The organism is Lentilactobacillus kosonis (assembly GCF_003864335.1).
In the GTDB taxonomy this organism is placed as follows: Bacteria; Bacillota; Bacilli; order Lactobacillales; family Lactobacillaceae; genus Lentilactobacillus; species Lentilactobacillus kosonis.
This window is the reverse complement of record NZ_BEXA01000003.1, coordinates 292,200-316,426: the sequence shown is the minus strand read 5'-3', so window position 1 is coordinate 316,426 and position 24,227 is coordinate 292,200. Positions and strand designations below refer to the sequence as shown.

25 protein-coding genes and 4 pseudogenes are annotated in these 24,227 nt (G+C 37.9%); 16 read left to right on the top strand and 13 right to left on the bottom strand.

Features of this window, described 5'->3' with window-relative positions; all coding sequences use genetic code 11:
- Nucleotides 1–41: 41 nt before the first annotated feature.
- Nucleotides 42–1,762 (bottom strand): annotated as a pseudogene (locus NBRC111893_RS06995) (phospho-sugar mutase).
- A gap of 165 nt (nucleotides 1,763–1,927) precedes the next feature.
- On the opposite strand from NBRC111893_RS06995, the gene NBRC111893_RS06990 reads away from it, so the two are divergent.
- From NBRC111893_RS06990 to NBRC111893_RS06980, 3 genes are all read left to right on the top strand, one after another.
- A complete protein-coding gene (locus tag NBRC111893_RS06990) occupies nucleotides 1,928–2,941 on the top strand; it encodes a LacI family DNA-binding transcriptional regulator (RefSeq protein WP_225417644.1) in 1,014 nt (337 codons plus the stop codon).
- Between the two features lie 295 nt (nucleotides 2,942–3,236).
- Entirely contained in the window at nucleotides 3,237–5,186 is a 1,950-nt protein-coding gene (locus NBRC111893_RS06985; RefSeq protein ID WP_125008504.1) for an MMPL family transporter, read from the top strand.
- Nucleotides 5,183–5,965: an MMPL family transporter gene (locus NBRC111893_RS06980; protein ID WP_125008503.1), complete on the top strand. Its 783-nt coding sequence runs from the start codon at nucleotides 5,183–5,185 to the stop codon at nucleotides 5,963–5,965. The genes NBRC111893_RS06985 and NBRC111893_RS06980 overlap by 4 nt, the downstream gene beginning before the upstream one ends.
- 53 nt (nucleotides 5,966–6,018) lie before the next feature.
- Here the strand turns inward: NBRC111893_RS06980 and NBRC111893_RS06975 are convergent, their stop codons facing one another.
- Nucleotides 6,019–6,858, bottom strand: a complete 840-nt coding sequence (locus tag NBRC111893_RS06975) for a DegV family protein (protein ID WP_125008502.1) — start codon at nucleotides 6,856–6,858, stop codon at nucleotides 6,019–6,021.
- Between the two features lie 122 nt (nucleotides 6,859–6,980).
- Between NBRC111893_RS06975 and NBRC111893_RS06970 the strand changes: the two genes are divergently transcribed.
- The 4 genes from NBRC111893_RS06970 (at nucleotide 6,981) to NBRC111893_RS06955 (ending at nucleotide 10,291) form a co-directional block, all read left to right on the top strand.
- Nucleotides 6,981–7,289: a DUF7671 family protein gene (locus NBRC111893_RS06970; RefSeq protein WP_125008501.1), complete on the top strand. Its 309-nt coding sequence runs from the start codon at nucleotides 6,981–6,983 to the stop codon at nucleotides 7,287–7,289.
- Nucleotides 7,290–7,618: 329 nt separating this feature from the next.
- The gene (locus NBRC111893_RS06965) at nucleotides 7,619–8,584 is read left to right on the top strand and encodes an ABC transporter substrate-binding protein (RefSeq protein WP_125008500.1); all 966 of its coding nucleotides are present in this window, start codon (nucleotides 7,619–7,621) and stop codon (nucleotides 8,582–8,584) included.
- A gap of 29 nt (nucleotides 8,585–8,613) precedes the next feature.
- The gene (locus NBRC111893_RS06960; RefSeq protein ID WP_125008499.1) at nucleotides 8,614–9,531 is read left to right on the top strand and encodes an ABC transporter permease; all 918 of its coding nucleotides are present in this window, start codon (nucleotides 8,614–8,616) and stop codon (nucleotides 9,529–9,531) included.
- Nucleotides 9,524–10,291 (top strand): ABC transporter ATP-binding protein, encoded by a 768-nt coding sequence (locus tag NBRC111893_RS06955; protein WP_125008498.1) that lies wholly within the window; start codon nucleotides 9,524–9,526, stop codon nucleotides 10,289–10,291. The genes NBRC111893_RS06960 and NBRC111893_RS06955 overlap by 8 nt, the downstream gene beginning before the upstream one ends.
- A gap of 45 nt (nucleotides 10,292–10,336) precedes the next feature.
- Here NBRC111893_RS06955 and NBRC111893_RS06950 read toward each other — a convergent pair whose 3' ends face one another.
- Nucleotides 10,337–10,555: a P8 family protein gene (locus NBRC111893_RS06950; protein ID WP_125008497.1), complete on the bottom strand. Its 219-nt coding sequence runs from the start codon at nucleotides 10,553–10,555 to the stop codon at nucleotides 10,337–10,339.
- A gap of 64 nt (nucleotides 10,556–10,619) precedes the next feature.
- Nucleotides 10,620–11,000: a glycine cleavage system H family protein gene (locus tag NBRC111893_RS06945; protein WP_125008496.1), complete on the bottom strand. Its 381-nt coding sequence runs from the start codon at nucleotides 10,998–11,000 to the stop codon at nucleotides 10,620–10,622.
- A 179-nt stretch (nucleotides 11,001–11,179) separates the two neighbouring features.
- On the opposite strand from NBRC111893_RS06945, the gene NBRC111893_RS11345 reads away from it, so the two are divergent.
- The 3 genes from NBRC111893_RS11345 (at nucleotide 11,180) to NBRC111893_RS06935 (ending at nucleotide 13,233) form a co-directional block, all read left to right on the top strand.
- Complete coding sequence (locus NBRC111893_RS11345; RefSeq protein WP_225417642.1) at nucleotides 11,180–11,539, top strand: lipoate--protein ligase family protein; 360 nt, start codon at nucleotides 11,180–11,182, stop codon at nucleotides 11,537–11,539.
- Nucleotides 11,502–12,083: a lipoate--protein ligase family protein gene (locus NBRC111893_RS11340; protein WP_225417640.1), complete on the top strand. Its 582-nt coding sequence runs from the start codon at nucleotides 11,502–11,504 to the stop codon at nucleotides 12,081–12,083. Before NBRC111893_RS11345 ends, NBRC111893_RS11340 begins: the two co-directional genes overlap by 38 nt.
- Before the next feature lie 166 nt (nucleotides 12,084–12,249).
- The gene (locus tag NBRC111893_RS06935) at nucleotides 12,250–13,233 is read left to right on the top strand and encodes a ketopantoate reductase family protein (RefSeq protein ID WP_125008495.1); all 984 of its coding nucleotides are present in this window, start codon (nucleotides 12,250–12,252) and stop codon (nucleotides 13,231–13,233) included.
- Between the two features lie 181 nt (nucleotides 13,234–13,414).
- Here NBRC111893_RS06935 and NBRC111893_RS06930 read toward each other — a convergent pair whose 3' ends face one another.
- Complete coding sequence (locus NBRC111893_RS06930) at nucleotides 13,415–13,618, bottom strand: cold-shock protein (protein ID WP_125008494.1); 204 nt, start codon at nucleotides 13,616–13,618, stop codon at nucleotides 13,415–13,417.
- Between the two features lie 489 nt (nucleotides 13,619–14,107).
- Between NBRC111893_RS06930 and NBRC111893_RS06925 the strand changes: the two genes are divergently transcribed.
- On the top strand, nucleotides 14,108–14,500 hold the full coding sequence (locus NBRC111893_RS06925) for a DUF1398 family protein (protein ID WP_125008493.1): 393 nt from the start codon (nucleotides 14,108–14,110) through the stop codon (nucleotides 14,498–14,500).
- Between the two features lie 62 nt (nucleotides 14,501–14,562).
- On the opposite strand, the gene NBRC111893_RS06920 is transcribed toward NBRC111893_RS06925, so the two are convergent.
- Nucleotides 14,563–15,165 carry a YczE/YyaS/YitT family protein gene (locus NBRC111893_RS06920; RefSeq protein ID WP_125008492.1) on the bottom strand — a complete coding sequence of 201 codons (603 nt, stop codon included), beginning with the start codon at nucleotides 15,163–15,165 and terminating at the stop codon, nucleotides 14,563–14,565.
- 99 nt (nucleotides 15,166–15,264) lie between these two features.
- Nucleotides 15,265–15,681, bottom strand: a complete 417-nt coding sequence (locus NBRC111893_RS06915) for an OsmC family protein (protein ID WP_125008491.1) — start codon at nucleotides 15,679–15,681, stop codon at nucleotides 15,265–15,267.
- Between the two features lie 86 nt (nucleotides 15,682–15,767).
- On the opposite strand from NBRC111893_RS06915, the gene NBRC111893_RS06910 reads away from it, so the two are divergent.
- Both NBRC111893_RS06910 and NBRC111893_RS06905 read left to right on the top strand, forming a co-directional pair.
- The gene (locus NBRC111893_RS06910; RefSeq protein WP_225417639.1) at nucleotides 15,768–16,295 is read left to right on the top strand and encodes an NAD(P)H-dependent oxidoreductase; all 528 of its coding nucleotides are present in this window, start codon (nucleotides 15,768–15,770) and stop codon (nucleotides 16,293–16,295) included.
- 163 nt (nucleotides 16,296–16,458) lie between these two features.
- Nucleotides 16,459–16,638, top strand: coding sequence for a hypothetical protein (locus tag NBRC111893_RS06905; protein ID WP_125008490.1), 180 nt, complete (start codon nucleotides 16,459–16,461; stop codon nucleotides 16,636–16,638).
- Between the two features lie 3 nt (nucleotides 16,639–16,641).
- Here the strand turns inward: NBRC111893_RS06905 and thiD are convergent, their stop codons facing one another.
- Complete coding sequence (thiD, locus tag NBRC111893_RS06900) at nucleotides 16,642–17,448, bottom strand: bifunctional hydroxymethylpyrimidine kinase/phosphomethylpyrimidine kinase (RefSeq protein ID WP_125008489.1); 807 nt, start codon at nucleotides 17,446–17,448, stop codon at nucleotides 16,642–16,644.
- A 151-nt stretch (nucleotides 17,449–17,599) separates the two neighbouring features.
- Between thiD and NBRC111893_RS11835 the strand changes: the two genes are divergently transcribed.
- Nucleotides 17,600–17,722: a hypothetical protein gene (locus tag NBRC111893_RS11835; RefSeq protein ID WP_261341432.1), complete on the top strand. Its 123-nt coding sequence runs from the start codon at nucleotides 17,600–17,602 to the stop codon at nucleotides 17,720–17,722.
- Between the two features lie 60 nt (nucleotides 17,723–17,782).
- Here the strand turns inward: NBRC111893_RS11835 and NBRC111893_RS06895 are convergent, their stop codons facing one another.
- On the bottom strand, nucleotides 17,783–18,451 hold the full coding sequence (locus NBRC111893_RS06895; RefSeq protein WP_125008488.1) for a potassium channel family protein: 669 nt from the start codon (nucleotides 18,449–18,451) through the stop codon (nucleotides 17,783–17,785).
- A gap of 13 nt (nucleotides 18,452–18,464) precedes the next feature.
- Nucleotides 18,465–19,801: pseudogene (locus tag NBRC111893_RS06890) on the bottom strand (TrkH family potassium uptake protein).
- Nucleotides 19,802–19,921: 120 nt separating this feature from the next.
- On the opposite strand from NBRC111893_RS06890, the pseudogene codA reads away from it, so the two are divergent.
- A pseudogene (gene codA / locus NBRC111893_RS06885) lies at nucleotides 19,922–21,161 on the top strand (cytosine deaminase).
- A 58-nt stretch (nucleotides 21,162–21,219) separates the two neighbouring features.
- Here codA and NBRC111893_RS06880 read toward each other — a convergent pair.
- Nucleotides 21,220–21,642 (bottom strand): LysR substrate-binding domain-containing protein, encoded by a 423-nt coding sequence (locus tag NBRC111893_RS06880; protein ID WP_160114459.1) that lies wholly within the window; start codon nucleotides 21,640–21,642, stop codon nucleotides 21,220–21,222.
- On the bottom strand, nucleotides 21,639–22,103 hold the full coding sequence (locus NBRC111893_RS06875; RefSeq protein WP_125008486.1) for a LysR family transcriptional regulator: 465 nt from the start codon (nucleotides 22,101–22,103) through the stop codon (nucleotides 21,639–21,641). Before NBRC111893_RS06875 ends, NBRC111893_RS06880 begins: the two co-directional genes overlap by 4 nt.
- 101 nt (nucleotides 22,104–22,204) lie before the next feature.
- On the opposite strand from NBRC111893_RS06875, the pseudogene NBRC111893_RS06870 reads away from it, so the two are divergent.
- Nucleotides 22,205–23,240 (top strand): annotated as a pseudogene (locus tag NBRC111893_RS06870) (YeiH family protein).
- 59 nt (nucleotides 23,241–23,299) lie between these two features.
- On the opposite strand, the gene NBRC111893_RS06865 reads toward NBRC111893_RS06870, so the two are convergent.
- Nucleotides 23,300–24,160 carry a fructosamine kinase family protein gene (locus NBRC111893_RS06865; protein ID WP_125008578.1) on the bottom strand — a complete coding sequence of 287 codons (861 nt, stop codon included), beginning with the start codon at nucleotides 24,158–24,160 and terminating at the stop codon, nucleotides 23,300–23,302.
- Nucleotides 24,161–24,227: the final 67 nt, after the last annotated feature.

Below are 24,227 nucleotides of genomic sequence, written 5' to 3'. Positions count from 1 at the left end.
CGAACGCCCGCAATTCTATTTTAGAATTGCGGGCGTTAAATTTAATCATTGATCAAATTGTTAATTTCGATATCTAGTTGTTTTTCAAATTGATTAAGTTTAGCTTGAACAGCTTGTTCGCTTTCGTCAACTAGTCCGAGATAAAATTTAATTTTTGGCTCAGTTCCAGATGGGCGAACAGCTAACCAGGTTTCGTCATCAAACCAGTATTTAAGCACGTTTGATTTTGGTAAATCAATTGTAGTCGTTGAACCATCAGCTTCGGTTTGCGTGGCCGTTGAGTAGTCAGCATGGCGGACTACTTTATGACCAGCAAGTTCAGTGATTGGGTTGGTTCTAAGAGTATTCATAATGTTAGCCATTTTTTGTTTACCATCAAGGCCGTCAAACTCTTTAGCAACTGTTTTCTCAGTGAAGTAACCATATTTAGCATACATTTCTTGTACCCCATCATAGAGGGTCTTACCTTGATTCTTATAGTAAGCAGCGACTTCAGCCAGCAGTAAGACGGTTTGAATGGCATCCTTGTCACGGACAAATGGTCTAATTAAGTAGCCAAAACTTTCTTCAAAACCAAACAAGAAAGTATGGCCATGGTTGGTTTCGTAGTTATGAATTTCTTCAGCAATAAACTTAAAACCAGTGAGGACATTTTTAGTCTCAATTCCAAAGGAGCTGGCTATTTTAGTAGCTAATTCGGTCGAAACGATGGATTTAACGACGCGGCCATTGGCAGGTAGTTCGTTAGCATTTTGCTTAGCAGTTAAGATGTAATTAAGTAAGACACTGGCAATTTGATTTCCTGTTAGTAATTGATAATCACCATTGGGTAAGCGAACAGCAGCTCCTAAACGGTCAGCATCGGGATCAGTTGCGATTAATACATCAGCATCAACTTTTTTACCCAACGCTTTAGCTAAATCAAATGCTTGTGGGAATTCCGGATTTGGAAAAGGAACAGTTGAAAATTCTGGATCAGCGATTGTTTGCTCTGGCACTACCGAATAGTTGCTGAAGCCGGCCATTTCTAGTGCGCGGCGAGCAATGACTTTACCAGTTCCGTGAAGTGGAGTGTAAACAAACTTCATGGATTTCCCAGTTGTCTTAACTAGGTCAGTGTCAATGTTAACAGTTCTAACTTGCTCTAAATAAGCAGCATCAACATCTTCGCCAATCAAATTCATAATCTGTTGTTCACGAAGCTGTTGTTCTGGAATAGCTTTAATATCAAATAAATCGTCAGCTTTGCGGATATATGAAGTGATTAAGTCTGATTCCTTAGGAGGCATTTGACCACCATCTTCACCATAAATTTTAAAGCCGTTGTACTGTTTGGGATTGTGACTAGCAGTAATCATAATCCCGGCATAGGTATTGAGATGACGAACGGCAATGATAGTTCAGGTGTTGGTCGAATATCATCGAAGACGTAAGACTTGATCTTATGAGCACCCAATACTCGGGCAGCTTCATGAGCAAATTCTGCTGAGTGGTAACGAGAATCGAAACTGATAGCGACTCCCCGGTTACGAGTTTGCTCATCTAAGGTATCCATGAATGAAGCAAGCCCTTCCGTTGCTTGTCGAACAGTATAAATGTTCATCCGATTGATTCCGGCGCCAAGAAGTCCACGCATTCCGGCGGTTCCAAATGATAGGGGAGTGGCAAAGGCATCTTCACGTTTGGCTGAATCATCTTCTAAAGTTGTTAAATCATTTAGTAAATTTTCTGGTAAGTTAGGTTGTTCAGTCCATTTTTGTATTGAACATCATAATCATTCACTAGTACGGCCTCCTAGTTATTATTAGCTTAATTATAGAAATTTACCTATCTTTCGTCAATGATTTTACTAGACTTAGTTCCTTATAGTTACCGAGGGAACTTGACTTAATCGAGTAAACAAAATATATTTATTTTAGTAAAATAAATGTGCGAAGGGTTTGAAAACATTATGGCGACAATCAAAGATATTGCTGAAAAGGCAGGGGTATCAATAACGACGGTATCTCGAGTATTAAATTACGATAAATCACTATCAGTTAGTGACACTACTAGAAAAAAAATTTTTCAAGTTGCCGAATCAATGTCCTATACTAAAAATCGACGTAAATCCGCAACCCAAAACACGATTGCAATTGTTCAATGGTATACAGAAGCTAAAGAACTAGATGATCTGTACTACTTATCAATTCGGATGGGTGCTGAAAAAGCTGCCAGCAAGAATGGTTATAAAATCCAACAGTATTTTGCAAACGGTTCGCTAAACGAGATTGGTGATGTTCGAGCGATTATAGCAATCGGTAAATATAGCGATGAACAAATTAAAAAAATGGCCAAAAAATCAACTAATATCGTATTTGTTGACTTTGATACTTTAGCCAAGGGATATGATTGTGTCGTAACTGATTTTGAAAACTCAACTAATGAGGTAATTGATCAGTTTCTTAACGCAGGAATTAATAATATCGGTATGTTATCGGGAACTGAGGTTACCAGTGATAGAAGGCTGACTGTGACTGATCCGCGAGTAGCTCCATTTAGGAAATACTTGGCTGCTAAGAATTTACTTAATGAACAAAATATTTTTACAGCTGATTATACGGTTGAGGGCGCTTATCACGAAGTGTTAAAGCAGGTTGAAACGATGGGGCCAGAATTTCCAAGTGCCTTATATGTGTCCAATGATGCCATGGCTGTGGGGGCTGAAAAAGCATTGACCCAGTTGGGTAAACGAATTCCTGATGATGTAAGTCTAATTAGTTTTAATGATACGTCGATTGCAAAATACGTCATTCCTGCGCTTAGTTCGGTTAAGGTGGAGACTACTCGAATGGGTGAACTTGCAATCAACATGATTAAAGATGCAATTGAGACAGGAAAGCGAACTACTGAAAAGATGATTGTTGCCAATAAGTTGGTAATTCGAGAAAGCAGTCACTAAACTATCTTGAATCTAGACATACCATAACTTAATAACCAATTGACTTATTGTTAATCTCAATTATAATTTGAGGTGGAGTAAGTTGTTTTATAATCATAATTTTAGGCATTTTTGCATAATTTCTGATTGTAATTTACGTTTATTAATGGTTTATCTAATTAACCTATCAATAAGAATAGGTTCAATAGCATTAACTCAAATACGTTTTATAAAATTATGCCAATCGTTTTCATTTAATGATTGGCATTTATTACTTTTATGACATTTTTTGAATCAACTATTAAGGAGAAAAAATATGAATAAGTACTTCAAGAGATATATTGGGGTAGTTATTGCTTGGATAATCATGATTATCGTGAGCTTTAGCTTTATGCCAAGATTTAATCACCTAGTAAATCAAAATGGTGATACTCGGATACCGAGCTCGATGTCCAGCAAGGTAGCCAGTAAGATTGGCAGTGAATTTCATAAGTCGGGTCAAGACACTCGCCGGTTAGTGGTGGTGTTTAACTCAAAGACTAAAATGAATTCTCAGCAAAACATTAACATGAGTAACACGATTAACAAGTTAAAACGGTCGCAAAAGCAGTTGGGAATCAAATCAATCATTACGCCAATTGATAGTGTGTCAGCGCAAAAGCAATTGATTGCTAAGGACCAGACAACTCAGTTGGTAGTTTTAAATGTTGATAAGAACCTTCCTGTACAATCGACAAATGCTCAAATTAGGAGTGCAGTTAAGACAGCATCTTTAAAAACTTACGTTACTAGTTTTAGTACAATTAAGCGAGACACGAATCGAGCTGCTTTTGATGGAATAATTAAAGCGACAATTATTATTGCTATCTTTGTTTTATTATTACTGCTAGTAGTATTTAGATCAGTGATTATTCCATTGATTTCAGTTCTAACTACTTCAGTTGCTTATGTAATTTCACTATGGGCAATTGGCAGTCTTAACACTTCATATGGTCTACCAATTTCAAGAGATACCCAAGCGGGGATGTTACTAGTTCTAGCAACGTTGGGAACTGGATATGCATTGCTTTACTTTAGTGGCTTAAAGAATCAGTTCGCAGCTGATAAAGGTGACATCGAAGCAACCTTAGCAATTAGAAAGCGATTTACCCAACTGGTTAGTACTTCGTCAATTGTCCTAGCAATCGCTTTTGGTTCATTAGGATTTATTAATTATTCACTAGTTCAATCTTTTTCTGGTATTGGAATTAGCATCATAATTTTATTAGCAGCTACCTTGACCTTTTTGCCATTCTTTAGTTTTGTTCTTGGAAAAAGAGTATTCCTACCGGCAGCTAAATTAACCGCTCATAATTACAATAAGGGCTGGCACTTTTTAGCTACTAAATCTGCTAAATATCCACTGATTGCATTGGTATTGGCAATTTTGGTGGCCATTCCGTTCATTGTTAACAGCAAGGGACCAGTTTCTTTTGATCCAACTAGAGAAATATCTACGCAATCATCATCAGCTAAGGCTGGGTACAAAGTGATTAAGACTCACTTTCCTGAAGGCGTTGCAGAACCAGTAACTGTTTATATTAAAGCTAATCATACATTAGACAATGATGCCGATTTACGAGAAATTGATCGGGTAACCAATCAATTAACTGCTAATAAGTTAGTTAGTGCAATTAATTCAGTTACGCAACCAGAAGGTGAGCCATTACAACAGCTTTATATGCAAGAGCAATTACAGATCGTGACTGGTAGTTTAGATAGTAACATGAGTTCATTGAATCGAGTTGCTAAGGGGCTGAAGTCTACTAAGATAAATAGTCGACCGTTGACTAGAACTGATCGATCAGTGACATCAATTGCAGATCGAGTTAGCAAAATTCAAGAATATAACGAAATGAACAATGTAACAGAAACACCTTCAGAAATTGTTGCTCAAGTCCAAAGTGAGTTGCAACAAACTGATCATAAACGGATGAACCGATTCCAACGTTCTGTTGTTCGCGAGGCTTTGAAACGAGCTATGGCTGATCAAACCCAACAAGATAGGGTCAACAATGCATTGAATCGTATTACTAGCCAAACCGATAGTGCAAGTCAAACAGTTTCTCAATTCCGAATGGAACTGGCTGCAATTCAGGCTAAGATTCAAGGATATGGGACCCAAGTTAGAAGTTCAACTAAGGAAGTTAAACAATCACGAGATTTCCTTAATGAAATGGCAAAGTCGCCTGCAGGTCAAACGTTCTACATTCCAGAGGATGTTTGAAGAGTAGCACGTTCCGTCAATCAATTAAGCAGTATCTATCAGATGATAAGAAGACCGCGAAAATTACGGTGATCTTGAAGAATGATCTAAATGGTAAATCTGCTCTTAATTATGTTGCTCAAATTAGTTCTCAAATGGAGAATAATTTTGCCGGTACAACTTTGAAGGACGCCAAGGTAGTTGTTGGTGGCGTGCCAGCAACATTACAAAATGCTAAGACCATTTCAAAGGACAATTTTGTGAAGATGGCAATCATCTTTGCAGCGGTATTGATCGGATTATCAATGCTTGTCTCGGGCTCAATTTTGCAGGCAACCTACATTGGGATTATTGGCTTGATCACGTACTTCATGTCACTTGGCTTTACTAAGTGGTTTAGTCATAGCTTTTTGGATCAGAACCAATTAACTTCAGTTACACCAGTTATTTTATTTATTCTCTTGTTTGCTTTAGTGATGAACTATGCCTTAGCGGTATTCATCATTAATCGTCAGGCAAAGCAACCAGCTACCAGTGATCAAATGGTTACTGGCGTTGGCAAAATTGGGACAACAATTATGCTGGCAATGTTGGTTGGAATCATAGGTAGTGCTTCGCTAGCGGTAACGGGAGTATTAACAATGATTCAACTCGCAGTTGGCTTAGTTTTTGGGATCGTGATTATTGGAATTGCAATTCCAGTTACTTTGCCAGGACTAAACAAGTTAACGTATGATAATTACTTTGGTAATTTGTTTAGCTTTAAGAAAAAGCATGCAAAGAAGAGTTCCGAAGAATAAGCAACTTCTAAAAAGACTCCCACATCGATGCACTCGATGTGGGAGTCTTTTTATTATCCAAGTAAGTAGGTTATGCCAGTTGATTCTAATCCCATATAACTGGCCATCTCAGGTTTGGTAATTCTGGATTCAATTGTAATAAATGGAAACTCATTAGCTAACACTTCCTGTATAAGATTAGCCCACTGAGTTTCACCAGCATGAAGAACAGTTAATTTAACGATGTTTTCATTATGCATTTTTTGAATTTGGTTATGCCAAAAGTTTTCAATGGATTGACATGATCGACTGCGCATCATTAAATTGAAATTGTTATTAGTAAATTGGTAGATATATGAAGTTTTTAATTTTCGTTCAATGGCACCGCGAAAACGACTGATTAATTGACGGTTGATCAGTTGATCACTATTGGCTACAGAAAAATAAGTTTTAGTTTTACAGCGCAAATTAGTTAATCCTTGCGCGATTAGCTCAACTGGATATCCAGACTGAATGTGCTCAGCAATCTTAGTTACTTGGTACGCTAGGCCACTGGAAGTGGCTTTGCTATCGATAACCAGTACATCGCTGACGGATGCCTGTGCAGCTGATTGGGCTGTTTTGAAGGTTGGTGATAATGCACTGCTTAAATGGATTGAAATGATTTGGCTACCATCACTACCTAATTTATCATATAGTTTAGTTAAATCATTTACGTTAGCGGGACCAATGACTGGCTGAGAACTACAGTTAGCTAAGAGATGGAGGAATTTGTCGCTAGAGATATTATTAACCGAACCGTAAAATTTGCCATTGATGAATACGGGTAAATCAATAATCGTAATGTGCGAATTTTGGATAGTTGATGGGGACAGGGATGCGGCAGAATCGGTTACGATTTTAACATTAGTCATAATATCACCTCTTTAATTATTTCAAGTAAAATTATATTATTAATTAGTGGTGAGGTTGTAAAGTTCACTAATAATTCTTAGTTATTCATAAACAATTCATATTTTAGAAGTGAGGTGCTTATTTGAAAGGGCAATATGAAGTATTCCAATACATTGGCGTGCCGGTAACAACTGATGAATCAGGAAAGTATATCATTAAAAAAGACGATACTGGTGAGTTTAAATTACATAGTTGGCGAACTGGTAAGCATACTAAAGGTAAGCCCAAAGGCATCGGGCAAATTTTTATTACCGAAAATAATATGTTAGTGGCCGTGGTTAAAGCCGTTCCAGTTAAGTTCAAAGATCGGCATGATTTTACGCCGTTACAGCGATTCACTAGTGAGTTCATTGATGAGCAGTCAGTTGATGAAGCCCAACGTAAGCTGTAAAAAATTTGTTGACAACTTTTCTCATTTAATGTTAAATTAGTTTTAATCATTTGTGGAGGTTTGCAACTATGCAAAAACTTAAATACACACAATTGAATAATGAATTTGCCTTTAGCTTTTTCTTTAGATAGCGTTTGTATTCGATGCTTTGGATACGGACGCTCACGCATTGCGTTCGTATCTAATCAAATGGCTAAGGTTTTTATACATGAAATAAAACTGCCAGTTAGATACGAGATTGATCTAGCTGGGACAATAACGGGCCCGTACAGCTAGATGAACTTTGTCTAGCTGGTTTTTTTGTTTCTTAAAAATTGGGAGGAATTATCATGAAAAAATCATTATTGGGAATTATCGCTTTACCAATCATTGCACTAACACTAGCAGGCTGTTCTTCATCAGCATCTAAGGACAAGACAGTTAACGTAGGGGTACTTCAAATTGTGCAACACGGTTCGCTTGATGCTGCTAGGAAGGGATTTGAAAGTGAGCTAACTAAAGAGATTAAGGCCAAGCATCCTAAATGGAAAGTTGATTATAACTATCAAAATGCCCAGGGTGATCAGGCCAACTTGAATACCATGAGTCGCCAAATCGTGCAAAAGAAACCAGACATGATTTTAGCAATCGCAACGCCATCAGCTCAAACCGTTGCTAAGCAAACTAAGACAACCCCAATTCTGACGACAGCCGTAACTGATCTAAAGTCGGCAGGGTTGGTTAAGAGTACTAATAAACCTGACACAAACGTTTCTGGAACAATGGATCTTGGGCCAGTTGGGAAACAATTGAAGTTATTAAAGAGCCTAACTAAGAACAACAAACCAATCGGAGTTATGTATAACTCATCCGAAGAAAACTCTGGGTTACAAGTATCTATTGCTAAACAATACGCTAAGAAAAATAACATTAAGCTAAAAATAATCAGTGTCAATTCATCCAATGATGTTCAATCAGCACTGAGCGTCATGAGCAACAAGATTTCAGGGCTTTACTTACCAACTGATAACTTAATGGCTAGTTCAATGAAGATTATCGGCAAGGTTGCCAATGAGAAAAAATTGCCAGTTGTAACGGGCTCAATCGAAATGGCTCAAGATGGTGGAACCGCCACATATGGAATCAACTATCGTGACTTAGGAAAGCAAACGGCTAAGATGGCCGCTAAAGTAATTTTAGATAAAAAGAATCCCAAAGACATGCCAGTTGAGACTTCAAAAACCCTTCGGTTATATGTAAATAATGACCGAGCCAAAGCGTTGGGAATCGATCCAGCCAAGATTCAAGAACCTTAGAAATCATAAGTAAAAGGAAGGTAGTTTAAATGATAATTGATGGGATTGGCCAAGGCCTAATGTGGGCGTGCTTAACAATTGGGGTATTTATTACATTTCGGATTTTGGATATTCCTGATTTAACAACTGAAGGAAGTTTTCCACTGGGGGCTGCCGTCACCATTAAATTAATGTTGTCAGGGCAATCAGCAGTGGTGGCGATGCTATGTGGCTTTGGGGCAGGATTTCTTGCTGGGATGGTAACTGGGTTATTAGATACCCAATTGCACATTCCATCACTACTAGCTGGGATTTTAACAATGACGGGATTGTACTCCGTTAACATGCACATCATGGGTAAGGCAAATATCCCATTATTGGATCAAAAAGTCCTAACAAATTATCTGCCCGAGACTTGGGATGTGACGGTGCAAACCATCGTAATTGGAGTAATTATTTGTACCATCGTCGTTGCTTTATTGGTAATGTTCTTCAAGACTCAAAGTGGGTTAGCGCTTCGGGCAACTGGAAATAACACTACGATGAGTGCCGCTAATGGCATCAAGACTAATCGGACGATTGTCTTGGGTTACGCAATTTCGAACGGATTAATTGCCGTATCAGGTTCGTTGATCGCCCAAAGCAATGGGTTTGCTGATATTGGAATGGGAATTGGCACCATTGTCATTGGTTTAGCGTCGGTATTGGTTGGTGAAATTATTCTACCGGCTAAGAAGATGGTTTGGCGATTAATAGCGATGGTATTAGGAGCAATTGTTTATCGAGTGCTGTTAACCTTAGCAATGAATGTTGGTGTTTCTCCAGACGACTTGAAAATTCTGTCGGCCATTATCTTAGTCATTGTAATTGTATTACCGATGATTCAAAACCAGTATCGTTCACGACAACAACTGAAACGGTATTTGCAAAAGCTTAATTTAAATTCAGGGGTGAAGACAGATGAATAGTCCTTCAGTATTAGAAATGCAACACGTTCATAAAATTTTCTTTCCAGGAACAGAAAATCAACGTCATATTCTTAAAGATGTTAGTTTAGATATTCACCCTGGTGATTTTATTTCAGTGATTGGCAATAATGGGGCAGGTAAATCAACGTTGTTGAATGTAATCGCTGGTAATTTAAAAGCAGATGCCGGCACGATGCAAATTATGGGAAATGATATTACCAATAAATCCATTTCTTCAAGATCGAAATGGATTTCTCGGGTGTTCCAAGATGCTAAGCTAGGAACTGCTGGCGACCTTACCGTATATGAAAACATGGCGGTTGCTGAGAAGGTTAATGGTCACGTTAATTTACGATTCTTCAATTCGCAAAAGAAACGCCAAGCATTTAAACAGAAACTTACGACTCTTAAAATGGGTCTTGCGAACCGATTAGATACACCGGTTAAGTATTTGTCAGGTGGTCAACGCCAAGCTTTATCATTATTAATGGCTACGATTAGCTCACCATCGTTATTACTGTTAGATGAACATACCGCTGCTCTTGATCCTAAGACGAGCGCAGAGGTCATGGAATTAACCAATCAAGTGGTTAATGAACAGCAATTAACATCATTAATGATCACTCATAAGGTTGATGATGCCCTAACCTATGGGAATCGATTGATCATGGTTCAGGATGGCCAAATTAAAGTTGACTTGAGTAGTGAAGAGAAGAAGAACTTGTCCAAAGGAGAATTAATGGCCTTGTTTGAAAACTAAAAAATGACCAGCTAATAATTTAGCTGGTCATTTTTGCTATTAGAGTTATTTGTGTAATAGTTTTTCGACGTCAGACTTAATGTCATCTTCGGACATTGTAAGGTACTTTTCCATGTCCTTTTCGGTGGCGTTAGTATCGTGTCCGTTATTTTCCATGTAGTAATTCCATAGAGCATCACGAACTGGCACCGTGCTATCGCTCCAATCAAATCCTTCACTCATTTGTAAATTCAAGAATGGAGACTCTTTTACGATTTCTGCCATAATACTTACCTCCTCACAACTTCTATTATAGTTCGACTAATCGGAATGTTAAGTAAGTGCATTATTAATTAGCAGGTTCAATAACCATAATCCAGTTTTTCTGAGGATCGGCTTGGTTTAACTTGTCGATATCTTGACCAAGATCGAAATTTCGCTTAATAACCTTACCAGCAATTGGGGACTTTAAGGTTTCAACGGATTTATCGCCTTCAATATCTAAGAGGTCATCATCGACAACGACTTCGGCCTGATCGGTTGGGAAGTCCGCGAATGTAATCTGACCCAGTTGTTCAAATACTGATCTATCAATACTGAGCAAGTAGGTGCCATCGGATTGTTTGGAATATAAAATTCCATCTTTAACCTGTGGGGTTGGGGATTCTGAATGCCCTGTAAATATTTGTTTAATTCGTTCCCATAATGATTTTGAGCCATAGTCATTCACCTCATTATTAGATTTACTTTGATTATAACGTATAATGAAGACATGATTTAATTAAAGGGGTGGCAACTTATGTATTTAATTGATACGCGAAGAAATGGCCAGCAAATACTTGATGCTCGGGTTAACCAATCGTTAGATAATTACTTTGTTAATGACAAAAATTACCGGGACACGGATTCATGATGTACATTAATCAACCATCGGTAATTATTGGCAAAAACCAAAACGTCTGGGCGGAAGTTAACGTCGATTATATCCGCCAACACGATATCCAATTAGTTCGCCGAACTTCTGGCGGTGGTGCAGTATATCACGATATGGGGAACCTGATATTTGAAAATATCTTGGTCGATGACGACACTGAATTTGGTAACTATGCTTACTTTGCGAAATCGGTGTTAGCTGCGTTACAAAAGCTAGGAATTGATGTCAAAATGAAGGAAAACAGCAGTGATTTGATTTTCCGAGATAAGAAGTTTTCTGGGATGACAATGTTTAAGAATGGCACGAGTTTGGCCGCGGCGGACGATTATGTATGATTTGAATCTTGATAATGCGCATCATAGTCTGACTGAAGATGAGTCAGAAAAAGCTAAGCGATTAGGCGTTGCCTCAAGACGGAGCCCAGTGATTAACTTGAAGGAATTCTTACCGGAGTCAATGAGTATTGATGACCTTCGAGAATATCTATTGAAGGAGATCTTTGAAGTCGATAACTTGGACGACATCGAAGTTTACCACATGACCGATAAAGACTGGCAGATTATTGACCAACGGATGTTAGAAACATACGGGACGGATGAATGGAATTATGGTCGAAATCCTGGATATTATCACTATGTGGCCCAAGATTTTACAGCAGGCCGTTTAGGAATCAATTATACGGTAAGGGATGGCCAAGTGGTTCATCTGAAGTTTAACCCTAGTTTTGAGGTTGATGGTGATTTAAAGCAGGTGGAAACTACTTTGATTGGTAAGTCGCCAACCTTAGATATTATTGAAAGAGCAATTAAGAATGGTAAATTAAGAAATATTGACTTTAGCCAACTAACAAATTTTTTAAATCAATTTTTAAATGATTAAGCACTGATATATTCAGTGCTTTTTTATCTACAATTAGATTACTTTCACATCATAGTCTAATAATACATTGACATTATCTAATGTAAATCTCATAATAACACTATTAATTATTTTTAAGCTGCCCGCCGTAAGGAGCAGCTGTAATTAGAAGGGGCGGATTAGAAATATGAAGTATGCTGTGTTAGGAGCAGGCGCAATGGGGTTACGCTACGGCGTGTTACTTCAAGATGCCGGCTATGATGTTGATTTCGTTGATACTTGGGAACCGCAAGTCAACACGATTCATGAGCAAAATGGGGTGTATGTATCACGTGATGGCCAAAATAAGCGATTAGTTCCGGTTAATATCTACTTTCCGGAAGACTATGAAGGTGATCCTGATGTGTTGATCATTTTTACTAAACAATACGGTTTAGCAGAAATGTTGCAACGATGTTCACGATTCTTCAATGATCGCCAGTATGTTGTGAGCTGTATGAACGGGATGGGCCATATTGAGAAAATCAATCAGTATTTTGATAAAGAAAAAGTCCTTGGTGGAACAGCCTTAATTGGAACGGTGTTAAATCAAGCTGGGGATGTTGACTTTATTGGTAAATCAGGCGCAGGTTCAATGAACATTGCTAATCAAACCGAGATTCCTGATGAGATGACTCATAAAATCGTTAATGAATTTCAACAAGCTAATTTAAATCCTAATTTAACGACTAATTTTTTAGGAACCTTAATGGCTAAAGTGGTTTTTAACTCTGTAATTAATACCTTATGTACCATGTTTAAGATCAGAATGGGCGAATTCATCCAATCTGACGTCGCTAGCAAGTTAGGGGTGCAATTAATCGATGAAGCTTTTGACGTGTGTGAGCGAGCAGGAATCACCCTTTTAAACACGCGAGAAGAAGAATGGCAAACCATTCAATATGTTAGTGAGGTGACCAATCCACTACATTTCCCATCAATGTACCAAGATATTTCGAAACAACGACCAACTGAGGTCGATTACATCAATGGTTATATTTATGATTTAGGAACCCAATATCACTACGAAGCGAAAACTCATGACTTTTTGCGAAACCTGGTACATCTATCAGAATTTGCCGGAACGTTTGATGTTGATAGCTATATTAAGTCAGTAGTTGCCACAAAATAGTCAGAAAAACATAGCTCAAACATAGGTTATAGATACAAAACATAAACATAGAATATTCATATAGTTATTCACATATAAAAAGGGCCCATTTGCAATTTAGCAAATGAGCCCTTAATTATTGTAGCTAATTTTATGTACAAAAAACCAGTGAATAATCACTGGTTTAGATGGTGTTGAATTATTAGTCTTCAACAACGTTAACGTTAGCAGCTTGTGGTCCACGGTCGCTGTCTTCAACGTCAAGAGTAACTTTTTGGCCTTCGTCTAATGACTTGAAGCCGTCTTTTTGGATAGCTGAGAAGTGAACGAATACGTCACCGTCGTCAGTAGTAATGAATCCGTAACCTTTGTCAGCGTTAAACCATTTAACAGTACCTTGTTTCATAATATGAAACCTCCTTGCGCAGTTGCGCGATAAAAAAATTGTTTAATGTATCTAGTTGTACGTAATTCCAAGGAAGTTATTTCATAAAAATAAAACAAGACCTTAAAAACTCGAACCTAAATCACATTAGCTATAATATACCAATAGGGGACAACTATGTCAATCAAAAGAACCACATATATTTCTAAACTGGTTAAATAGTTTCTTATTGTTCCACGGAAATAACTAATAACTAATCATAACCCACATAAAATCAAAGATATTTCTGAGTGCGAATGCTGATTTAACAGTGTTTATCCAAAATTGATTAATAATTTTATTTTGACATAGAAATTAAGTAAGCAGCAAACAATTAAAATTTTTTCTATATTTTATTTTTACTTTTTTATACTGGTAGAGTTTGATATTAATTCAAATTTAATTGTCAGTCAATTACAATTACTTTGAAATCTGGGGATATTATAATTAAACCAAATAGGAGCTGATAAAATGGCATTAAATTATTACGATATCGAAGCAGCAGTTAATAGTGAAACCAATGCTGGTGGTTTTGCTGAATTAATGCAAAAATTCAAAACATTAGGTGTTATCCGCTACGATTATTTAGTTGCCGAAGGCATTTACCGCTACTTTGACTTGAATACGCATGTTGATTTAGCCATGAGCGGCGTCCCTAAACCGGTAGCGAAAATTAGTAGTATTGAAAAAATCAAGGCTGCCGTGCACGGTGCTCAAGCAGGAGAATTTGATTTTGAACATTTTTGTGAATTAGCCGGCGAAGCTGGAGTACCAGTGTGGCAAACCAATTTGATTTCTAAACACGTTACCTATTATGGTAATCAAAATAAGCCGTTGCTGATTGAGCCTATTCCAGGATTATAAGCAAGTGGGGACCAATTTAACGCATAAAAAAGCCATTCAGTTATTGAATGGCTTTTTTATTATTATTTTTGATGATAGCTTTGAATTCGGTTAAGTAATTTGCTATTAACCTGGTCGCTCCAGAATTCGATTAAAGGACCGGTGAAGAAGGCGATAATAATTGTGACGAATCCTATTGGACCACCAACTAGATAAGCTGCAACCATAAAAGCAACATCTTGAATAACTCTGATAACTCGGTAACGAATCTTAGTCCAATTAGTAATAATTGGCGCAATTCCATCATAAGGAGCCATTCCTAGATTAGCTGACATGTACATTGATGCACCAAAAGAGAAGATAAGTAATCCAATAATGGCATTGATCAGCTGCATTGGTAGAGAAGTCACAGTCCCAAACAAAGTAGTATAAATGCCTGAGAAAAATTGGATTTCATAACCAACTAATACCATGTTAAGCACGGTTCCAATTCCAATCATGCGGAAGTTAGCAAATACCACAAATACGAACAAAGCTAAGTTCATGATTAGTTGGAAATTTCCTAATCCCATTCCTAATAACTTGCTAGCGCCAAGGTTTAATCCCGTAAATGGATCCATCCCTAAGTTGGCTGCTTTTAGAAAGGCTTCACCGATCGAAATAATTAAAATTCCCACAAACGACATAATTGTTTTGTTGGTTAAAATAATCGTTTTTTCTTTTTCGTGTAACCGTTTGCATTTTTGCTTCTACTCTTCCGTCCATCGCTCTTACCATCCTATATATTATCTAATTTCAATTGTCATCTCGGTAGCATCCTCTAATGTTTTATGAATTGTGCATCGGTGGATGACTTCTTCGACAAATTTTTGTTGATCACTGTCACTTAAATTTGTTTTGCAATCAATTATAATGTTGATTGTAGATATCTTTGATGATTTATCTGGGAAAACTTGGACGTTGCCATTAACGTCAACGGTGAATTTTTTAATTTCAAGCTTTTCCATTCTGCGAGCTAAGTAACTGGCAGTTGCGCCTAGACAAGCCCCAATTGAACCAAGTAGATATTCAACTGGGGTTGGTCCTGCATCTGTTCCATGTACTTTAACAGGTCGATCAGATATGAACTCATGATTGCCAGCTATTGTAGTAGTTTTGGCACCAATGTTTTGGTAGGCTGTGTGTACAGAATAACTTGCCATTGGACAAACCTCCTTCGTAGCTTATGAAATTATTTTACAACAAATCTAGACCAATGAAAACCCATACATTTAGTGAGGCAAAGAATATGAATACTCAAATACTAGTTTCACACCCTGAAATCAAGGGGTCTGGCACGCAGAAGTTTCTTGAGACGACCGGAAAATTTTTTTCAAATGTTTTTTATGAATCGATTGACTTAACGTATCCAACTGACAAAATCGATATTGAGCAAGAACAATTACGGTTACGCTCAGCTGATCGAATCGTTTTCCAGTTTCCAATGTATTGGTATCAATCACCAGATAGCTTAAATCGCTATATGCAAACTGTGTTTACTAGAAAGTACATTGAGAGTGAACGGGCTCTAAGTGGTAAGGAACTGGGAATCGTTGTAACACTCGGTGATGCGCTAAGTCAATTTCAACTAGGCGGCAGTGAGCAATTTACAATTTCAGAATTGATGGCGCCATATGCCGCATTTGCCAATAAAGCGGGCATGAAGTTTTTACCAGTATTCCCAATTGAACAGTTTAGTTACATGGATGAACGGCAGAAGTTACAGCTGGTCGGAGATTATGCAGCATATTTAAACGCTGATCAACCATTTCTTTAACGGGCAGAACTGAGTGGCTTACTGGTCAACTAAAAATGATTATGGCACAGCGAGAAAATAAAACAGCCATCAATCTAATTATCGATTCTATTAGCAATAGAAAAGATCGGATTGATGACTTACGAGAAAATATTAAATTAATTCGTGATGAGGAGGAATAGCTATGGATGACGAGCAAAAATGGTTGTTAGCACAGTTAGATCAGCAAGCCAAAGATTCCACGTCATTTATTGAACGGGCTCTGTTTGTTGCTACCAAGGAGCTAGTAATCGAGCAGTCGAAACGAATTGAGCAGCATGAAGGTGAATTAGATGGGCGAATTTGGAATCCAGATAAGTGGTGATAATTATTCTTTAGGGGCCCAATGATTAATTGGTCCAAACTTGTGACCAACATTGATTTCAGCCTCTATGGCCTCATTAACAAAGGTTTTGGCAATGTTAATCGCTTCTTTGACGCTAGTTCCCTTGGCAATTTCGGCTGCAATACATGCAGAAAGGCTGTCACCCGTACCATTGACCCGGTCAGTTTGGTGAAATTTATCATTTAAAAAGAATCCTTCACCTGATTCCAGGAGAACGTAATCAGAAACTTCAGATTGGACAGCGTTATCGTGTCGGCCCTTTAAAACGATATTTTTAGCCCCCAGCTGCTGTAATTTTTGGGCGGCTAACTTTGTGTCATCTTCAGTTGTAATCGTCATTTCGGCTAATTTTTGGGCTTCAAAAAAGTTAGGGGTAATGACAGTTGCTAAGGGAATTAATTCGTCCCGGAGTGTTTGATAAGCACTTTCTTCCAATAACACATTACCGTGCTTGGTGGTGATTACGGGATCAACAACTAGTGGTCCAAAATCGTATTTGGTATAATTTTCAACTACTGTCATAATTAATTCAGAGTCAGATAACATTCCGGTCTTGCTAGCTCGAATTTGATAGTCATCTGCGAGGGCTTTAAATTCACTATTAATAAAACTTGATGGTAAATTTACTGCGTCATGAATTCCATAACTATTACCAGCAACACAGGCCGTCATAACTGACGCGCCATAAACTTTTCTTCTAAAAAATGTGTGTAGATCAGCTTGCATGCCGGCACTGCCGTCACTATCAGATCCCGCTATCGTTAGGACTTGGGGATATTGTTCTACCATTATTGATCACCTCAATTAGCTTATTTGGTTGTAAATGTTACCATAGTTTGACTTTTTAATGTTAGTTTGATTTTCTGATATGGATTGTAGTACAATATAAAAGTCTATTGAAGTTAAGAGAATTATTAAAGCTTATAAGGAGAATTCTACAATGCGTAAATGTCATCCAAATGGCGTTCAAGGACGTCGTCCAATCAACAAGAAAAATGACGCAAAACGTAACCAACAAATTGCTGATCTTCAAAAGTTTTTGAAGTCAAAACCAGCTAAGTAATTACGTGCTTGTGTTTTAAAAGCTTCGCCAATCGGCGAAGGCTTTTTTGTGCATTAATTATTAATCAGCGGTTGCCAGCATTTCGAATTTTTCGACATCTTCCTGATTACCGATGATGGTAATAATGTCATTGTCTCTAAGAGTTGTCGTTGGTTCAGCGATGAATGTTTCGCTTTGATCAGCTCGAGAAACGGCAATGATAGTTACTTTAAAGTTATGCGTTAGATTAAGCTCTTCCAGCGTCTGATCAGTAAATTTTTTATTAGATAATTGCAGTTCGGCTACGGAGAGGGTTCCTGAAAGTTTTAAATCACCAATAATTTTAGGATCCATCGCATGAATGGCCGTCCGTTTACCCATGTCCCGCTCGGGTTGGATAACCTCATCAGCGCCAAGCCGCTGTAACACACGGGCGTGCCGCTGGTTTTCAGCTTTGCAGACTAGATGCTTTACTCCTAGGTCCTTACAAATCATAGTGGCCATTACACTGGCCTCGACATCCGTGGCAATTGAAATGAAGACATTATCAAAGTTACCAATATCGAGTTGTTTCATGGCAGTTTCGTTTTGAGCATCAGCCACGACTGCTGCGGTAACGACATCCCGATATTGATTAACGAGTTCTTCTTTTTTATCGATGACTAAGATTTCTTGGCCGTGAGCACACAAAGTGTCAACGATACTACCACCAAATAGGCCTAAGCCGATTACAGCAAAATTTTGTTTCATATTAAACGCTCCTTTAACCAATCATGATATTTTCTTCTGGATATCTGAATTCATCATCTGGATGGTGAGTTGTTAAGACAGAGTACATAACGGTAAAGATACCAACTCGGCCCATGAACATTAAAATACAGAAAATTAATTTTCCAATAACAGTTAGGTGAGGAGTTAGTCCTAGCGTTAAGCCGGTAGTTCCAAATGCAGAAACAACGTCAAAGATAATGTATTCAAAGCCCATATATTTAGGAATTGATTCGGTAGTCAATAATATTAGGGCAGCAATGCCAAGGGTAACAGCGACTAGGAATCCTAAAGTTAATGATCGATTAACATTGTCATCGGAGAAGCGCCGGCCCATAAATGTGGCATCTCGTTTCCCCCGAAGAATTGACCAAACCTTGATTAACAAGATGCCCACGGTCGTCGTTTTGATTCCCCCAGCAGTGGATCCGGGAGTTCCACCAATAAACATTAAGATGATTGTAAACAAAACCCCGGCGTCAGAGAAATTGTTGTAGTTAAATACGTAAAAGCCGGCTGTTCGAGGTGAAACCGAGATAAAAAAGGTGTCAACCAACCGCTGAAAATCGGTTAATTGAGTCTGATTATTAAAATTTTGTTCGGTAATTAGATAAACAATAAAACTAATACCAATTAGGCCTAAGTAAGTTACCAGTGCAAGTTTGGTATGAAGGGATAACCGATGATTTGCCGGAACAGTAGTAAGTCTTCCCAAACTAAAAAACCTAATGAACCAGTGATGATTAGTCCGGATAAAACTAACAATAAATACGAATCACCCGCAAATTTAGTTAGTGAATTGGCATAAAGGTCAAACCCGGCGTTACAAAAAGCACTGATTGAATGAAAAATACTATAGCCAATGCCCTTCCAAAAGCCATAACGTTGACCGAAGTCAATAAATAATAGTGCCGTACCTAATCCTTGAATGAGTAACGAAAAATAGATAACTAGTTTAACAACCCGATATACTTTATCAGTGGACTGGATGCTTAATGATTCTTTAGCAAGTAAAGATGTGGTTAGGTCAACTTTCCTTCTTAAAAAAGAAAATAAAAGAACGGCAAACGTCATGAAGCCTAAGCCGCCAATTTCAACTAAAATTAAAATTACGATTTTGCCAAATATACTCCAGTGAAGAGCCGTGTTAACGACCGTCATTCCAGTAATACAGGTAGCAGAGGTAGCGGTAAATAGTTCATTTAAATAGCCTGTTGAGTGACCGGAATTAGTGGCGATTGGTAAAGATAATAATAACGTCCCAATAACGATGATAATAATAAAACCTAAAGTAAGGATTCTAGGTAATGAAAAGTGCTTGTTTACTTGTATCAATTTAGGCACCTCTTAGTAAGTTTTATGATTATTATCACACTGAATTGCAAATATCTCCAACAGCAAACCTGTTTTGAGATATAATTTACTGAGACTATGAGTTCGGGGGATATTTAGATGTTAATTAAAAATGTTCATATTCAAAATGCAGAGGCCCGTCAAGATGTTCGAATTGAAGACGGTAAGTTTGCTGAAATTGCGCCAAAGCTTGAAAGTCGTGATGGTGAGCAAGTGATTGATGCAACTGATAAACTACTTTGCCACCATTCGTTGATCCACATGTTCATTTGGACGCCACAATGACCGCTGGTGATCCTGAATGGAATCAGACCGGAACATTATTTGATGGAATTCGGATTTGGAGTGAACGAAAAAAGACGTTAACTAAAGAAGATGTTAAGACACGGGCTAAGCAAGCAATTAAGATTCAGGTCGCAAACGGAATTCAATTCGTTCGGAGCCACGTTGACGTTACTGACCCTAATCTAACTGCATTAAAGGCGTTGATTGAAGTTCGTGAAGAGGTTAAGGATCAAGTTGAGTTACAATTAGTTGCTTTTCCTCAAGAAGGTATCTTGTCATTCCCAAATGGTAAGGAGCTAATGACCGAGGCTGCTGACTTAGGGGCCGATGCAATGGGGGGGATTCCGCATTTTGAATTCACTCGTGAATACGGGGTTGAGTCACTAAAATTTTTAATGAAGTTAGCTGAACAAAAAATAAATTAGTGGATGTCCACTGTGATGAAATCGACGATCCACAATCACGGAGTCTTGAAACCCTAGCTACATTAGCATTGGAAAGTGGCATGGGTGATAAAGTAACGGCTAGTCATACTACTGCAATGGGTTCATATAATGATGCTTATGCCTACAAACTATTTAGATTGTTAAAGATGTCAGGCATCAACTTTATTGCTAACCCATTGGTTAACACTAATTTGGGTGGCCGCTTTGATACTTATCCTAAACGACGAGGCATGACGCGGGTTAAGGAACTTCATGCTGATGGTATCAATGTTGCCTTTGGTGAAGATGATATTAAAGATCCATGGTACCCAATGGGAAATGGAAATATGCTTGATGCCTTGCATATGGGATTACATGTGGGACATTTAATGGGTTATAACGATATTTTAGATTCGTATCAATTTATTACCCTTAATGGTGCTAAGGCAATGCATGTGGCTGACCATTATGGAATTGAAGTTGGTAAACCAGCTAACTGTATTATTATGAACAATGATAATTTCTATAATGCTCTTAATGAGCGTTCAGAAATTTTATACTCAATTCATAACGGTGAGATTTTAGTTAAGACATCCCCTAAACAGGTAGAGAATAACTTTAATGCTTAATTAATTTAATAAAAATATGGACACGGGTGAAGCGATTAATTAAAGCTTCACTCGTTTTTTATTGTTCGGATAAAATTTGTGAGATGAGTTTAGCCATGCTAGCGAATAGATTTTCCTTGGGGGTTCCAGGAAGATAGACCATGTTAAGTTCATGACTGATATTAAAGTTGATCAGACTAAATGTAGCAAGGTTAAATGAAGCCGGTAATGAGCGAGCAGCTGATTGATACATAAAACTTACCCCCAGATTCTGGCTTAGCAGCTGCTGGATAGTAAAGATATCTCCAACTGAAATGATTTGATCAAAATCACTTAGGTCGTAATTCATACCAGCCAACCAATTTTCAAAGATAAATCGGCTACCTGAACCTGGTTCACGTATCAATAACTGGTTCGTTAAAAGTTCATCGATTGAAATTTGGCGACCACTAAAGGGATGGTTTTGGTTGCAAACTCCGACAAACCTATCCTGACTGATCAAGATGTTTGCGAAATTTGGCGATCAAAGTTACCTTCAATTAATCCAAATTCAATTTCACCACTGATTAGTTGTTCCACAATGGTCGCGGTGTTTTTGATGACACAGTTGATTTTTGAGTAATCATTAGCAAGTTGTTGAATAAATTGTGGTTCAATCATTTCATTGAATGAAAGGGTGGTGCCAAAAGAAATACTCTGACTTTTTTCCGGATTAGTAATATTGGCTAATCCTTGTTGAGTTTGCGTGCTGATTCGTTCAATTAGTTTAGCCAATTTAATACCTTCTGAGGTAAATGTTAGTTGAGAATGCTGATACTCTACTAACTTGACTGCTAGTTCCTGTTGTAATGCCTGAATCTGTTGGGAAACGGCAGGTTGGGTAATAAACAATTGCTTGGCGGTATTTGTAAAGGATTTAGTTTGGTATAACACAAGAAACGTAATAAATTTATTATCTAACATTTAGTCATCCCCATAAGTTATGCTTATATCATTATCATACTTAATAATTTTCATTTATACAACGTCTTTGATAAGCTAGTTACTGTGATGGAGGAGATAAAATGAAAAATTATAGTGTGACTGAAATAAAAAGCTTTGGATTAGCGGCTATTTTAACGCTAATCTGTGCCTTGATTGGAACGTTTTTAGCCGGATTACCATATCTTAATTTGGTTGGCGCATTGGTAATTTCACTATTAATGGGAATGGTTTTTCAAGTATTCAAAGGACCAGTGAAACAGGCGAAGTTTGGAATCGGATTTATTTCCAATAAATTTTTGCGATTAGGAATTATTTTATTAGGATTTAAACTTAATTTGCTTGATCTGGCCCGTGCGGGGGGTTAAAACCATTTTATTGGCCATGGTGGTGGTTACTGGAACAATTTTATTAACATATACAATTGCCCGCAAATTAAATGTTGAAAAAGAATTAGCGATTCTGGCAGCTGGTGGAACTGGAATTTGTGGGGCGGCAGCCGTAATGGGAATTTCTCCCCAAATTAAAGTTCCAGAAGAACAAGCTGAACACCAACGAGAAAATGAAGTGTTAGCTGTTGCAGTGGTTGCCATTTTAGGAACAATCTTTACCTTGGTTGATATTAGTTTAAAACCATTGCTACATTTAACCGCCACTCAATTCGGGGTTATGGCGGGAGCATCATTGCATGAAATTGCTCATGCGGTTGCAGCTGGTAGTGCCGGTGGGCCAGTAAGTATGGATGCAGCGATTGTTACTAAACTTTCACGAGTATTGATGTTAGCGCCAGCGGCACTGATTATCGGTGCATGGTACCAACGAAGTACCAATAAGGATCGTAGTGGTGAGGAACCAAAGGCCAAGTTACCAATTCCTTGGTTTATGGCCGGATTTATTCTTGCTAGCATTATTGGGACATTTGTACCACTAGGCAGTCACTTAATTCAGTTGTTAGTTAAAGCGGCTTATCTTTTCTTAGGGATGGCAATGGCAGCTTTGGGAATTAGTGTTAACTTCCGGGTGATTTGGCAACGGGGGAGAAATGTTTTTCTTGCAGCCATCATTTCATCAGTGATATTGTTAATCTTTGCTATTATTGTTGTTAAATTATTCTTTTAATTAAAAATAACGCGATGTATCCTCAACTAAGGGTACATCGCGTTATTTGTTTTTAAAGGTTAGCCAAGATTTCTAACGATTTGGTTCATTTCGGATTGTACACTATTGGCATACATATCACCGAACTTTACTAAATGAACCATCAAATAATATAGTCGATAGAATTTCATTCTTTGATCGGCCCCTTCACTGAGAGGATAGGCTTTATTATATGCTTTATAAAAGTCACTATCGAAACCACCGAAAACAGTGGTCACGCCTAAATCAAATTCGCGATCGCCATATATGGCAGCTGGATCAATAAGGGCGGGTTGGCCAATGTCAGTAAATAGATAGTTGCCACCCCAAAGATCGCCATGAAGAAGAGACGGTTCGCTTTTATGATCCGTTAATTGGTTAATAATGATTTGGCGAACATGGTTAAACTCAGCAAGTTCAGCCGCGGACCATAGGTGCTGTTTGATAATTTCATCTTTTAACTTATCCAGTCGGCGGTTAATGAACAAATCGCTCCATGATTCAGTCCAAGAATTATCAAAAGTGATGGCGGTACCTTCATAATCCGTATCGAATCCAAAAGTTCCATCTGGGTTATGATGACGATGTAACTTAGCTACTAATCTGCCTAAATCGGCTTGGTTGCCAATTCCGTTAGATAGATAAGTGATTAGTAGATAAGCGTCACCATGAATTTCTCCATTGGCGATTACTCTAGGAGCTAAAATATTTGCCGTTGCAAATTCTTCCAAACCTGCAATTTCGCCAGCGTAGAAATCGGCGTCGTGATTTGGTTGTACTAATAAGAAGTAGGTGTCATCTGATGTGGTTAACTTATATGCTTGGTTAACGTCACCGCCACCCACTGGGGTTACAGAAATGATTTCTGTAAGGGGAAGTTCTTTAAGCCATTGTTCGTCCATATAAATCACCTCATCATAATTGTAAATCAGAAAGTCAATCAATGATAATGATAAGTTAGTTGATGTC